Annotated in this window: 9 protein-coding genes; 8 read left to right on the forward strand and 1 reads right to left on the reverse strand. The window is 55.7% G+C overall.

What is annotated here, in order from left to right; genetic code table 11:
• Positions 1–62 precede the first annotated feature (62 nt).
• Entirely contained in the window at positions 63–947 is an 885-nt protein-coding gene (locus AC6I1V_RS14815; RefSeq protein WP_479859537.1) for a M15 family metallopeptidase, read from the reverse strand.
• Between the two features lie 1,259 nt (positions 948–2,206).
• Between AC6I1V_RS14815 and AC6I1V_RS14820 the strand changes: the two genes are divergently transcribed.
• The 8 genes from AC6I1V_RS14820 (at position 2,207) to mobV (ending at position 13,839) form a co-directional block, all read left to right on the forward strand.
• Positions 2,207–3,706 carry an FAD-dependent oxidoreductase gene (locus tag AC6I1V_RS14820; protein WP_482333558.1) on the forward strand — a complete coding sequence of 500 codons (1,500 nt, stop codon included), beginning with the start codon at positions 2,207–2,209 and terminating at the stop codon, positions 3,704–3,706.
• A 451-nt stretch (positions 3,707–4,157) separates the two neighbouring features.
• The gene (pbpC, locus tag AC6I1V_RS14825; protein ID WP_486854941.1) at positions 4,158–6,101 is read left to right on the forward strand and encodes a penicillin-binding protein 1C; all 1,944 of its coding nucleotides are present in this window, start codon (positions 4,158–4,160) and stop codon (positions 6,099–6,101) included.
• 1,777 nt (positions 6,102–7,878) lie between these two features.
• Complete coding sequence (locus tag AC6I1V_RS14830) at positions 7,879–9,090, forward strand: tyrosine-type recombinase/integrase (protein ID WP_337381611.1); 1,212 nt, start codon at positions 7,879–7,881, stop codon at positions 9,088–9,090.
• Complete coding sequence (locus tag AC6I1V_RS14835; protein WP_337381613.1) at positions 9,087–9,254, forward strand: hypothetical protein; 168 nt, start codon at positions 9,087–9,089, stop codon at positions 9,252–9,254. The genes AC6I1V_RS14830 and AC6I1V_RS14835 overlap by 4 nt, the downstream gene beginning before the upstream one ends.
• 172 nt (positions 9,255–9,426) lie before the next feature.
• The gene (locus tag AC6I1V_RS14840; protein WP_497737159.1) at positions 9,427–10,332 is read left to right on the forward strand and encodes a hypothetical protein; all 906 of its coding nucleotides are present in this window, start codon (positions 9,427–9,429) and stop codon (positions 10,330–10,332) included.
• 125 nt (positions 10,333–10,457) lie between these two features.
• Positions 10,458–10,676 (forward strand): helix-turn-helix transcriptional regulator, encoded by a 219-nt coding sequence (locus AC6I1V_RS14845; protein WP_303866802.1) that lies wholly within the window; start codon positions 10,458–10,460, stop codon positions 10,674–10,676.
• Entirely contained in the window at positions 10,669–12,450 is a 1,782-nt protein-coding gene (locus AC6I1V_RS14850) for an AAA family ATPase (RefSeq protein ID WP_337381617.1), read from the forward strand. The genes AC6I1V_RS14845 and AC6I1V_RS14850 overlap by 8 nt, the downstream gene beginning before the upstream one ends.
• Positions 12,451–12,651: 201 nt before the next feature.
• Positions 12,652–13,839, forward strand: coding sequence for a MobV family relaxase (mobV, locus tag AC6I1V_RS14855; RefSeq protein ID WP_337381618.1), 1,188 nt, complete (start codon positions 12,652–12,654; stop codon positions 13,837–13,839).
• The last annotated feature ends 23 nt before the right edge of the window (positions 13,840–13,862 follow it).

Genomic DNA, 13,862 nt, shown 5'->3' on the forward strand with positions numbered 1-13,862 from the left:
GGCAGCGGTTTTTTCCATGCCTCAGGCATGGGCAGTACAGGGCCGCCGTTTGCGCCGCCGTGTTACGATGCGCCTTCGGATTTCCCTCCGTTCGCCTTTGCCCGTAGTTTCTTCGCCTTGATGATCAATTCAGGGCGGTACTCGAAGTGCATGAGGTCGAAATGCTCCCACTTTCCGCCCCAGATGAACCCATTGTCCTCAAAGAGCGAAATGATGGCGGAGGGATAGGCCTTTTGCAGGGGGTGCGGGCGGAGTTTGCTCCATTGCCAATACGGGCCCTTGTCGGGATTGAGATCCACCGCGATCCCGAAACTGTGCGGGCTTAAACGGTTCGTTTTGGCGATGGCGCGCCAGAAGTAGCCGTAGATGGGCGAAAAATAGCTGTCCAGATCGGGATCGGTCGGCCGGAGTCTCCACGCCGCGTCGATGCGCCGGAACGCTTCGGCGGCGGGGGCGGCAAGGCACACCTTGATCTTGCCGCCGAACAGGGTACGGACGATCCCCCGTTCCACGGAGCGCTGATCCGCCCCGTACAAAGCCTTGAGCAGCGGATAACAGCGGATGCGCCCCGGCTCCTCATCGGGCGCAAGATCCGGGCGCTCAGGCTCCAGCGGGTAAGGCTGGCGCATGGCATCCTCAATGTCCGCGTTTTCCAGCAGTTCCGCGTGGCTTTTCCTTTTCCCGTCATCATAGAGGAGGCGTCCGCCGCTCTTGGTGAGGAACCACACCAGCCCATTACCGTCGGTTTCCGTGCCCGTGATGAATCCGGGGTAGGCTTCTTGGAGGCATTCGAGATCCAATTCGAGATCGTCGGCACGGGCAGGGATGGCCCAGAGCAGGCAGCAGAGGCAGAAGATCAGTTTGCGCATCGGTCGTTCCTTGGCGAGGTTGGGTTCTGGCAGGGGCCGCTCCATACGGATGATGCAGGCCCTGAATTGCGAAGTCATGGCCCTGTATTCTTGGGGGCCTTCTATTTGGGTGATGCTGGCCTTCCTTGTCGGGACTTCCCTGTTCAGTCACTAGGGTGTATCATTATTTTTCATGTAACTATTTGAAATTATTAAGAACAATTTTTTTGTAACTTGAAAAGCAGTTAAATAATTTCAATAGATTATATCTGATTGAAGGCACGGCCTAGGGCCGTTCCATATAGGGGATGCGGGCCCCCTGCCGCCACGGAGGGCGCTGTTCCAGACTGGCAGTGGGAACGGCATGGCTGCGGGCCCCCGCCCGTGCAGGACTGCCGCACTGAAATTCAAAACAACTCAGGATCCTTGAGGGTGGGTGCCCGATCAGGGTCTAAACTCCCCACCGGGGGCAACGGAAAATAGCCCACGTATCTGATTTGCGCCCGGCCAGAGGGTTCCTCTTTGGCTTTGGGAGTGCCGCCGGGAGCGGTTCTACTGCGGAATGCCGGAAATGTCGAAACCCGGCTCTCTTTTGGTCAAGGTTCTGCCATAGCAAAATGTTGATCCTCCATCTGATGGATGCTGAAGAAAGCGTTTTCCGGCGTTGGGCCCGCCGCAACTGCCTTCAAAGACAACGAAATCAATACGCCTAGGTCGTGTCGTCAATCAGATATAATCTGTTGAAACTATTTAACTGCTTTTTAAGTCGTAAAAATATTTTTAATAATTAAAAATAGTTACGTATAAAATGACGACACGGCCTAAAATGGCATCAATCAAATGCCATGACAGGGCCTTTGTCAAAAGTGCTGGCTGTCCGGCATGTGGGGCGGTACTGGCTGTCGGAAGCATTGGGCTGCTTGCCCGTTCCGCTTTCCGGCATATGCGGGACGGTGCTGGCCGGATGGCCCCCCCTTTTCTTGCAGCATACCGTATTCCGGCATGTGAGGGACGGCACAGATGCTTCCCCTCTGCCGCAGAGAGGGAGTCCCCAACGTCCGGTACGTATGGGATAGTGTCAGGGCGTTTGTAAAGACCTGCCCCGTTCCCACAGTCGTCCGGCACGTATGGGAGTGCGGCCCATCCTGCGCGGCTATGCCTCGCGGCCTATGCCGCCGTCAGGCATGTACGGGGCGGTGCGGCGGAACATCTTTTGATGCCCGGAGCGTGCCGTTGCCCTTGGGGGGGCTCGAATGCGCTCCGGCGCGCCCGGCAAGGCCGCTTTCGGACGCGCGCTTTCTGTTGACACCCGTGGTTATTCTTTCTAGAGCGTTGGAAAATGCTGTTCGGAGGTCATTATGAAAACACGCAGAGCTTTTATCCAGGCGGGCGCAGCGGCCCTGTGCGGCCTTGCGGCGGCTCCGGCCCTCGCCAAGCCCCGGAAAATCAAGGAGGCCGGCTGGACAGAGACCTTCGACGTCATCGTCATCGGCAGCGGCCTTGCCGCGTTCGTGGCGGGCCTGTCGGCGCTTGAGAGCGGGGCCAAGCGCGTGGTTCTGCTCGAAAAAATGGGCATGATCGGCGGTTCCACGGCCATCAGCAACGGAACCATCTCCGTGCCCGGCAGCCCGCTCCAAAAGGCGAAAGGCATTGAAGATTCCCCTGATGCCATGCTCAAGGATCTGCTCAAGGCCGGGAAAGGCTTCTGCCATGCCGAGCTGACGAAAACCCTTGTGGACAACGGTGTCGAGGCATTCGATTTTATCGTCAAGCACGGTGCGAAATTCAAGGATACCGTGATGATGCCCGGCGGTATGACCGCCAGGCGCCTGCTTCAGCCCGACTACAACGGCGCGACGGGCCTGCTGGCCCCCCTGCGCGAAAGCTACCTCAAGATGGGCGGCCGGATCATCCTGTGCTGCAAGGCCGACCGGCTGCTGTTCAGTCGCGGCGGACGGGTAGAAGGTGTTGCGGCGCGTACGGATTACCATTTTAATACGCAGCTCGAATCGGACGATCTTGAGAACAAGGGTGGAAAGCCCGTGCGTTACCGGGCGAAACGGGGCGTAATCTGCTGTACGGGCGGCTTTGAGGCGGATCGCGCCTTCCGGTCGCAGGAACTGCCGCAGTTCGAGGGCGCGTTCACGACCGAGCATCCCGGCGCGACGGCCTCCGGGTATCGTATGCTAGCCGCGGCCGGGGCCCGCATGATCAACGGCACGCTGTACCGCCCGGCCTTCCCGTGTACGGATGAGCAGCCACTGGGCATGATGATCGATCCCGCCACGGGCAGGCGGTTCGTGAGCGAAAGCGCGGATCGTGTGGCTGTCTTCCACGCCGCGAGCGAGGTATTGGCCTCCAACGGGCGGCGGATGCCCTTGTCCATCCTTGACGGCGATGCCTATGAACTGGTGGAGAACAAGCACCGCATGGAAAAGAACGCCGGTGCGGGCTATGTGACCAAGCATGACAGCCTTGAAGCTTTGGCGGAACATTACAAGATCCCGCTGGACGCGCTCAAGGCGACCGTTGAGGAATACAACGCGATGGCGGAGAAGGGCGAAGATACGGTTTTCAGGGCTGACTTCTCCAAGACCAAGAACAACAGGGTGGACAAGCCGCCGTATTATGCGGTGATGGTGAAGCCGAACCTGACCTACAGCCTTGCGGGGGCGCTCATCACGCCCAAGGCTGAAGTGGTGGGGGTGCTCGACGACGAGCCCATTCCCGGCCTTTACGCGGCGGGCGAGGCTGCCTCTGGCGTCCACGGGGCCATGCGTCTCGGCGGCTGCGCCATTCTCGACTGCTGCGTGTTCGGCATGATCGCCGGGCGCAACGTCATGGCGAAAAAGGCGTAGCGGGCTGGGGAAGGCGGCAGAAAGCATGGGGAGGGCTTCTCTGATGAAAGATTCCTCCCACCCCTCTCTCCAAAGGTTTTTGAACGTATTGAACCCTGTCCGTGGCTTTGGGGCATCTTTCAAGGATAGGGTATGGAGCGGGAGAAGGCGGGGGGGCTCCTCGCCTTTCCGCATTGTGGGCTGGAAAAAGTGGCCCTGTCATGGGGATGTGGCTGTTTTATCTCCACAATATGCTGGGAATACGGCCTTTTTCTCCAATTTTCTGTTTTCTCCAGTCTTTTCGCTGGCGGGTTTCATGGCTGAGGCTTTTTCTTGTGCATTCCGTTGGGACTTCAAGAAACAAGAACCGGTTCCTATGGCACAGCCTTAAAACAAGGCATCAGCCATTTCCTATGACACAGCCCAAAAAGTTCGAGCCAAGGCGTGAAGTGCGTTGGCGAGGTTTGGGCACATGCGGGATTTCGAGGGACAGGGTTCTCCGGGAAGGGGAGGGACGGGGGAAATCCTTGAGGCGTATTTCAACCTTGCGCCTTACGGCGGGAACATTGAAGGTGTGGGCGCGGCGGCGCGTATTTATTTCCGCACCACCCCCGGACGCCTTACCCGGACTGAAAGCCTTGCCCTTGCCGTCGTGCCGCAGAATCCGGTCAGGCGTTCTCCGCTGAACGGCCCGGATTTCGAGGCCGCCCGCGCCCGGATGCGGATGATTGCCGATGCCGAAGACGATCCGGGCGGTGGGCTGGGATTGGCTTCTTCTTCTTTTGGCGCGTCGGGTTCCGGCTTAGGGAGGGCGCTGCCGCCGCTCAGGGTATATGGCCCGGCCCGGCTGCCGTTCGGGGCACCGCACGTTTCGAGCGAGACGCTTCCGTTGTCGCGGGGCGGGGAGCCTGTGCGCACCTGTATCGACAGCGGGTTGCAGCGGCTTATGGAGAGGGCCGTTGCCGGATTCGCGGCACGGGGGAGGCGATACGGCCTGAACAATGCGGCGGCGCTGCTCATCCATTGGCCGAGCATGGAGATCCGGGGGCTCGTGGGGTCGGCCGGTTTTTCTGACGCCGCCATATCCGGGCAGGTGGACGGAACTTGCGCCCGGCGTTCGCCCGGCTCGACGCTCAAGCCCTTCATTTACGGCATGGCGCTGGATCAGGGGCTGATCCATCCGCAAACGCTGCTTCCCGATTCGCCGCGCAGTTTTGGCGGCTATGACCCGGAGAATTTCGACCGGGTGTTCCGCGGCCCCTTGCCAGCCCATGAAGCTCTGCGCGCCAGCCGCAACCTGCCCGCGATCCTGTTGGCCTCGCAGCTCCGCCCGGATTTTTACGGTTTTCTGCTGCGCGTCGGGGTGGAGCTTCCGTTCAACGCGGATCATTACGGCCTCAGCCTCGTGCTTGGCGGCGCGGAGGTTTCCATGCGTGAGCTTGGCGGCCTGTATGCCATGCTGGCGAACAAGGGCGTGTGGCGGCGCCCCCGTCTCTATGAAGGGGAACCGGCCGGTTCCGCCGTGCCTTTGCTGTCGCCCGAAGCCGCCATCGTGACCCTGCGCATGTTGGAGGATGACGCCCATTTCGTCAGGTCGAAACAAGGGCCCGTCCCGCTGCGCTTCAAGACCGGAACTTCCAACGGGTTCCGCGACGCATGGACGGCGGGCGTGGCCGGCCCCTACGTGCTGGTGGTCTGGGTGGGGAATTTTGACAATACGCCGAATCCGCTGCTTGTGGGCGGCGATGTGGCGGCTCCTTTGTTTGCGGACATCGCGCAGGCGTTGGCTTCCGACGCGGGGCCGTTCAGCGATCTTGTTCCCGCCCAACAGGAAGGCTTGAACATTACCCGCGAAACCGTATGTACGGCGACCGGGGATCTCGATGTCTCCCTGTGCGGGGACACCACCGAAACGTGGTATATTCCCGGACGTTCCCCCACGCGCTCATCTGGCGTATTCCGCACCATCCTCATTGATGCGGAAACCGGGCTGCGCGCCTGCCGTCCGGTTCCGGGACGTACGGAAGAACATGTATGGGAATTCTGGTCTTCCGATTTGCAGGCGCTGTTCCTGCGGGCGGGCGTGGTGAAGCCGCCGCCACCGCCTTTCAGCCCGGAGTGCGGCCCGGAAACCGGCGTACAGGCCGGGCGCCCTCCCCGGATCATCACCCCAAAGGACGGAGTCATATATCAGCGGCGGCTGTCCGATCCGGAGCGGAGCGGCATCGCGCTCGTTGCGGGCACGGATGCGGACGCCAGCGCCGTGTTTTGGTTCGTGAAGGATCGGTTCATCGGGCGCGGCGTGCCCGGCGAGCCGCTGGTCTGGCATCCCGGCGACGGGGTGCAGATGCTGCGTGTTGTGGACAACCTCGGACGGGCGGCTATGCAGAAGGTCGTGGTCAGGACGCTGCCGTAGGGAAAACCCATAAGGGCCTTGCCGCAGGATGTGGTCGTTTCATTCTGATAACTTATTGAATACACATATTTTTTAATCCCCCCCTTCTCCAAGACTGTACCATAGAAAATGGCTGATGCTTTTTTTCTTGAAATTCCAAAAGGATATCCAGCCAAGTGTCTTAGCCATGAAGCCCGCCAAGGGGGAAAACTGGAAAGAAGGCCGTATTTTCACCACACTGTGGAGATGAAACAGCCACCTACTTATAACAGCGCCTTCTTCAATCGTTGGCGGATTCTATGCCTGAAGCATATCCTGACTCTTTTTTTGGGGGTTCAAGAAAGAAAACATCAATCATTTCCTATGATGCTGCCTTGTTGAAAGGCTGTGTTTAAGTTTACGGTTGCTGATTTTTTCAATGAAAATCAATAGATAAAAGCTCGTTCCACGTCTGGTGATGTGGGCCTCCTCATTTTTTGTTCATTACATGAAATCCAGTCTTGAAGAATTGTTGCGAGACCTCCAGATAATCTCCAAAGAGCTCTTCTTTTTCAGTTGGAATCTTGTATCAACCACAAACTTAAACACAGCCTTTTGAAATGGCTGTGTCATAGAAAATGGTTGATGCCTTTTTCCTTGAAGTAGCAAGGGAATAACCAACAAAATGCCTCAGCCATGGACTCCACCAAGGGGAAAGCTGGAGAAAAGGCCATATGTTCACCGTGCTGTGGAGATGAAACAACTACATACTATAACAGAGCCTTTGAAATTTTTAAAACATACTGTAACAATGTATTTTTTAATAAAATTGGCTGTGTCATAGAAAACGGTTGATGCTTTATCTCTTGAAATTCAAAAGGGATAACCAATAAAATCCCCCAGTCATGGAGCCCGCCAGCGGAAAATTGGAGAAAAAGCATATATTTTTCAGTATATTGCCGAGATAAAACAACCATGTGCCATGACAGAGCCTTTTCTTTTATACTTGACGCCCTCTCTTAAGTTATGGAGCGGACTCCCCCAGAATCAGGGGAGATACGCTCTTCTGTGGAGATTCACCATAAAGCCCGCTTTGCCCTCGCCAAAGGTATCTGTCTGCCCTGCGTCATTTTTGCGGCCCAAGCGAAGCGAGCCGTCTGCTGAAGCGGCGGAACGAAGCCCCTTGGCCCCACAGAAGCAGGGTGAACACCACTATTTTCGGCCCTGTGCCCTTGCATATCCTTACCAGAAAAATGGATAAGGATCTGTAGTCAACCTATTGCCAACATTGAATTAGATAGGCTCTGTTAGAGTATGTGGTTGTTTTATCTCCACAGTGCGGTGAAAAATACAACCTTTTTCCAGTTTTCCCCTTAGCGGGATCCACTGCCAAGGCATTTTTTCGGTTACCCCTTTAGAGTTTCAAGGAAAAAGCATCAACTATTTTCTATAACACAACAATAAAATTACACAAAAAGGGCGTCTGATCTGAGCGTCCGCCCTTGCCATCGTGAGGAACCATATCTTCGGCGCGGCCTTTCACGCCGTCAACAGGGGTTCAAATCCGCTTGGGGACGCCAAATTTAGGTACAAAGAAGAATGCCAAGGTCCAAAAGACCTTGGCATTCTTTGTTTTTTCTTTCCAGTATGGTTTCCCGAAGTCCAGCCTCGTCCGCTTGCATCCAAACATTTTATGGGTATATCCGTAGGTAGAAATGTGGTACGACATTTCTGATACCTACATGAATAACCGCGCGGAATCAAAAATATTTTTATCCATGGGGGTATCTCTTCGTCCAACGACAGCCAAGGAGTGCCCATGCCTCTTACCGATACCCACATCCGCAGTCTGAAACCCGACGTGAAGCCCCGCAAGTATTTTGACGGCGGCGGTCTGTTTCTTTTCGTTCCCGCCAACGGAAGCAAGCTCTGGAGAATGGCCTACCGTTTTGACGGCAAGAGCAAGCTGCTCAGTTTCGGGGAATATCCCACCGTATCACTCAAGGACGCCAGAGAACGCCGCGAAGAGGCGAAGCGTATGTTGTCCAGGGGAATCGACCCCTCAGACCATAAACGGCAGATACGACAGGCCAGAGCCATCGCGGAACGCGACAGCTTCCAGAATATCGCCAGAGAATGGCATGAAACCCGTATGGCGGAGTTTTCCGAAAAGCATCAGGGAACTGTCATGTACCGGCTGGAGACCTACATTTTTCCGGCCATCGGCAAGACGCATATCGCCAAACTTGAGACACGGGACGTTATGGAGGTCGTCAAGCCTCTGGAACAGAGGGGAAACTACGAGACTTCCCGGAGAGTATTGCAAATCATCAGTCAGGTGTTCCGCTATGCGGTCATCACGGGCCGGGCGAAACACAATGTCGCAGCCGATCTGCGGGGAGCCTTACGACCGCGAAAAACTGTTCACCGGGCGGCAGTGCTGGAACCGGAGAAAGTCGGTCAGCTTCTGCGGGATATCGACGCCTACGAGGGTTATTTTCCTCTGATCTGCGCTTTGAAGCTGGCTCCGCTGGTCTTCACCCGTCCCACGGAATTGCGGGCCGCTCAATGGAAAGAGTTTGACCTTGAGGCCGGGGAATGGCGTATCCCTGCGGAACGCATGAAAATGCGCCGCCAGCATCTTGTGCCCCTGTCCCGACAGGCAATATCCATTCTTCGGGAACTTAAGAAATACTCCGGGGAGGGAAAATTCCTCTTTCCCTCCATCCGCACGGAGGTGCGGCCCATTTCTGATGCGACCATGCTCAATGCGCTCCGGCGCATGGGCTACCAGAAACACGAAATGAGCGTGCACGGCTTTCGCTCCATCGCTTCCACATTGCTCAATGAACTCGGCTATAACCGGGACTGGATAGAGCGGCAGCTTGCCCACGGGGAACAAGACGAAGTGCGGGCGGCATACAATTATGCGGAATATCTGCCTGAGCGTCGAAAGATGATGCAGGATTGGGCTGACTATCTGGACGGATTACGCAACACACAACATAAAAAAAGCAGGGAGGAGGCATGAAAGAGGACACCATGAGCGACCGTGATGCTCGTATCTCCATCGGAAAAATAGAAGGCGAGACACAGGTGACGAGCAACGAAACAGGCTGGAGCGAAGAAGAAAAGGACCGTATGAGACAATACGGCTATGACGACATGGATATCATTCGGGCGTGGTATAGCTGATAACGCCTGTTTTCGATAAACAGCGGTACGGAAGGTAGATGACAATTCCTGCCGCTGTTTTTTGTTGTCCATCTTTTGGCGACAGGGTATCCTTTCCTCCATGACAGACCGACAGAACATGACCATAGGCAGAGTGCGGCAGGCGTATGGACTGACCGCCAGAGAAGGCGAAATGCTTGTTCAGGCACTCTGGCCTGACGCCGTTCAGCCTCTGGGGCTATGGCACACGACCTATGAAAATTGCTGGCAGGCATTTGTTGCGGGCAGCCATGTCGCATATGGAACGCAGATGCCGGAATTTCCTTCAGTGCCAGACCCGGATGCGGGCATTCAGACATATTTGCTTGGCTTTGATGTGATGGAATTTTTCAGAAGGATATCGACAGTTGTTCCTCTTGACTCCCTGCGATATGGACTGGATGTTATTCTTGAGGAATCCTTTGAAGATACGGCGTCTGTCTTTCCCAAGGAACGAGAATTTCTGTTCAGCAGTCTAGAGAGACTGAAAACAGAAGACATCTTCGAGCAGTATTCACCGGACTCGCCTCTCTTTGAGAAGCCGATATTCTCCATTCCCGCCTCAAGTTATCACTTCATTGCGCATATCTTTACCGATACCATAATGGTGGACAGGGACGCCGCCATCAGGCAGCTCCGCCATTATCCCCTGCGCCGGGAAGTAAAAGGCATCACCCGCGCCCTTGTGGAATCCCTTTTACGGGCAGCTCCGCCGGAATCGTCCGTTGCCGACAAAGCGGCGGCAGTTCCCCTGTGTGAAAGGTCGCCACAGGATGGAAAACTCGTTTTTCGTATTCCCGGAGCCGTTTGGGAAGGAAGGCCGGATGCGGCTGTCCGTGACGCCATGAAAGAAAAGTATCCTCTTTCGGTCATCGCTTATGTTCTTCTGTACTGGTGTGGTCCTCAAAAATCCGAGACCAGTCACAAAACCCCGCAGGGCAGAAAGACACATGTGGGGCGCTTGCTTGCGGGCAAAGAGTACAGGGACGACAAATCCTATCGCAATTTGATGGATATGCTCCTCAAGGAAGCGGAGACATACACCATAATCAAGGCGTGACCAGCCTGTCGCTTTCCCATCTTTTTTAGATTTTCCCGTCATTTTCCCGTCCGATTCCCTCACGGGAATTGTTTGACGTGTGCCAGATTCTCCTGAAATCCAACCAGATTCAGGAGATTTTTTTTATGAAACAGCATCAAGCTCCCATCCCCGTCCACGGCCTTCTGCGTCTGCCTCAGGTTCTCAGCATGATTCCCATAAGCAAGAGCGCATGGTGGGAGGGGTGTCGCACCGGACGTTATCCCAAACCCGTGAAACTCGGTCCCAGAACTACGGTCTGGAGAGCAGAGGATATTGCCGCTTTCATCGAACGTCTTGGCAGGCAGGGGGAAGAGCATGAGTAATCCCCTGCAAACCTTTCGGGACATCCTGACCGACAAGGGATTGATTCCGGCCGAAATCATGGCGGACGGAAAACTGCATCGCTGTCCCACCCAGACCAAACCGCACAAACAGAACGGCGCATATATCGCGCATGTCGATATCCCTGCGACACTTTGGTGGTGCAACTGGGAAAACGGTGAACAGGGCACGTTCTGCACAGAAGAAAAGCAAACGCTTTCCGTGTCCGAACTTTCCGCATGGCGGGAACGTCAACACTCCATACAGCGGCAACGCGAAGCGGAATATGCCGAACGCCATGCTGAAGCAGCTCAACTGGCCAGACAGGAATGGAACTCGGCACGAAGGTGCGACGCCAACCATCCCTATCTGCACCGCAAGGGCATTACAGCTTTGGAAAGCATACGGCAGGCACGGGACGGCTCTCTGCTTATTCCTGTTATGGATGCCGCAAACAATCTGCAAAGTCTGCAACGCATCTATCCTGATGGAACAAAGCGTTTTCTCGTGGGCGGCAAGGTATCTGGAGGACAATTCATCATTCAGGGGCAGTCGGAAAAGCCCGTTGCCGTTTGTGAGGGGTTTGCCACCGGTACAAGTATCCATCTTGCCACAGGCTGGACGGTTTATGTGGCCTTTTCCGCAAACAATCTCGCGAGAGTGGCCAAGACCGTGAAAGAACGCTTTCCGGACAAGACCATCATCATTTGCGGCGACAATGACGAAGCCGGACTCAGGAAGGGGGAGGATGCAGCCGGCCTCGCAAACGCTCAACTTCTGTTTCCCCACTTCACCGACGACAACGGTACGGATTTTAATGACCTTCACCAGATTGAAGGCATTGAGGCCGTCCGCTCGCAACTGGAAACGGCGCTGACCAAACAGCAAGGTCTTATCGCTCTGGACATGGGCGAATTTCTTTCCATGTCCATACCTGAACGGGGGTATCTTTTATCGCCCGTTCTTCCGGTACAGGGCATAGGCATCCTGTACGCCCCGCGCGGCATAGGCAAGACATTCGCCGCGTTGAGCATCGCCGTTGCGGTGGCTTCCGGCGGAGCCGTGTTCAACTGGCGTGCGCCGATGCCCAAACGGACGCTGTATGTGGATGGGGAAATGCCCGCCACATCCATGCAGAACCGCCTTTCCGCTCTTGTCAACGGCATGTCCATTCCCCCTCATACGTTGAAAAACATGGCGCTCATCACACCGGATTTGCAGCCCTGTCCCATGCCGGATTTGTCCACCGCCGGTGGGCAGGCCATGATTGAGCCGTTTCTGAAAGACGTGGACATGGTTGTGCTGGACAACATCGCAACCCTGTGCCGCACCGGAAAGGAAAACGAGTCTCAGTCCTGGCAGACCATGCAGGCGTGGCTGCTGGAATTACGCCGCAGAGGGATGACCGTCCTGCTTATCCATCATGCCGGAAAATCCGGCGACCAGCGCGGCACCAGCGCCAGAGAAGACATTATGGACACGGTGATCAGTCTGCGCAGGCCCAGGGAATACAGCATGGCCGAAGGCGCACGGTTTGAAGTTCACCTGACCAAGGCGCGGGGCATATTGGGCGATGACGCCAAACCCTTTGAGGCCAACCTGATTACCGAAGGCAATGCCCTGCATTGGCGGGTTCGGGACATTGAAGATGTGGAACTGGAGGAATTGAAAAGGCTGCTCGGCGAGGGATACAGCATTCGTGACTGCGCCGAGGAAATGGGAAAATCAAAATCGTCTGTCCACAGATTGAAAAGAAAACTGGAAGGTCTCGCTTGACCATTTTCCAGGTGTCCCGCTGTACCGCTGCCTAAGCACCGGTACAGCGGGACACCTGCAATATTCATCGTATCTGTCATCCCATGAAGTCCAGCCAAATCCGAACAGATTTTCAATTCTTGTCCCGCGTAAACTGAAAAAGTGTCCCGCATTCCTGTCACAGAAAGAACGGGACATCCATTGATACAAGGAAGTATTGCCATGTCCTATCTCGTACTCCACATGGACAAATTCAAGAAGGAGGCCATACGCGGCATCCAGAGCCACAACCGACGGGAGCGGGAGAGCCACAGCAACCCCGATATTGACTACGACAGAAGCGCGGCGAACTACGAGCTGCACGAAGCCGCCTCGTCGAACTATGCCGAGGCCATTCAGAATCGCATTGACGACCTCCTGCTGGTCAAGGCTGTAAGAAAGGACGCCGTGCGCATGTGCGGGCTTATCGTCACCTCGGACAAGGCGTTTTTTGATGGCCTCACGCCGGAGGAAACAAGGCGTTTCTTTGAGGAGAGCAAAGCCTTTCTCACGGAGTTTGTGGGCGCGGAGAATGTCATTTCCGCAATGGTTCACATGGATGAAAAGACGCCGCACATGCACTTCCTTCATGTGCCGGTGACGCCGGACGTGAGGCTCAACGCCAATAAAATCTATACCCGTCAGAGTCTGCGGAAACTGCAATCCGGGCTTCCCGCCCATCTGCAAAGCCGGGGCTTCGCCATTGAGCGCGGCGTGGAACAGATGCCTGGTTCCGTGAAAAAGCATCTGGCTACCCGCGAGTTCAAGCAGCAACAGGAAGCATTGGAGAAACTGATTCAGGAATCCGAAGAGACCGCACGGAATTCCCGGCAGCTTATCAACGCATTGGAACAGCGTGAAGAAGAGTTGAGAAAGAGCATTGAAGAGTATGAGCGGCAGTCCGAGGAGGCGGAAAAAGTTCTTCGTGAAGATTCCTCTCTGCCGAAAGCCTCTCTTTTCAATTATCCGTCCGTGCTGAAAAAAGCCTCTTCCCTCATTGAAGAACTGAAAAAGGCGCTTGCCGTCAAACACCTTGTCCAGACAGAGAAGGAAATTCTGCAACGGGAAGTGGATACCCTTCGCGGAAAGCTGACGCGGCTTGAAGCGGGATACACGGCCCACAGAAAACAAAGCCATGAGGAAAAAGAGGAGCTGGAGAAGCAGTTGAAGAAAATGAAAAGGCTCATGGCAGGTTATCGGGAATTTCTGCTTCTGCCGGAAATCCGGCCGCTGCATATCGAGTTCGTGGAACGCAAGCGTGCCGAACAGCTTCAGCGGCAGCAGGAAGATGAGCGGCAGCGGCAGGAGCAGGCAACGCGGGACAGGGAGCGTCGGCAGGCGATGACCGCTCGCGGCATGAGGATGAGGTAAGGCGTCGGGGAGAAATCTTCGCA

Source organism: Bilophila sp. T19-St14 (assembly GCF_059728385.1).

Bases quoted from the DNA above. Each gene is read 5' to 3' on its own strand.
- AC6I1V_RS14815 (WP_479859537.1), bottom strand. From the start codon at position 947: ATGACTTCGCAATTCAGGGCCTGCATCATCCGTATGGAGCGGCCCCTG.
- AC6I1V_RS14820 (WP_482333558.1), top strand. From the start codon at position 2,207: ATGAAAACACGCAGAGCTTTTATCCAGGCGGGCGCAGCGGCCCTGTGC.
- pbpC (WP_486854941.1), top strand. From the start codon at position 4,158: ATGCGGGATTTCGAGGGACAGGGTTCTCCGGGAAGGGGAGGGACGGGG.
- AC6I1V_RS14830 (WP_337381611.1), top strand. From the start codon at position 7,879: ATGCCTCTTACCGATACCCACATCCGCAGTCTGAAACCCGACGTGAAG.
- AC6I1V_RS14835 (WP_337381613.1), top strand. From the start codon at position 9,087: ATGAAAGAGGACACCATGAGCGACCGTGATGCTCGTATCTCCATCGGA.
- AC6I1V_RS14840 (WP_497737159.1), top strand. From the start codon at position 9,427: ATGCTTGTTCAGGCACTCTGGCCTGACGCCGTTCAGCCTCTGGGGCTA.
- AC6I1V_RS14845 (WP_303866802.1), top strand. From the start codon at position 10,458: ATGAAACAGCATCAAGCTCCCATCCCCGTCCACGGCCTTCTGCGTCTG.
- AC6I1V_RS14850 (WP_337381617.1), top strand. From the start codon at position 10,669: ATGAGTAATCCCCTGCAAACCTTTCGGGACATCCTGACCGACAAGGGA.
- mobV (WP_337381618.1), top strand. From the start codon at position 12,652: ATGTCCTATCTCGTACTCCACATGGACAAATTCAAGAAGGAGGCCATA.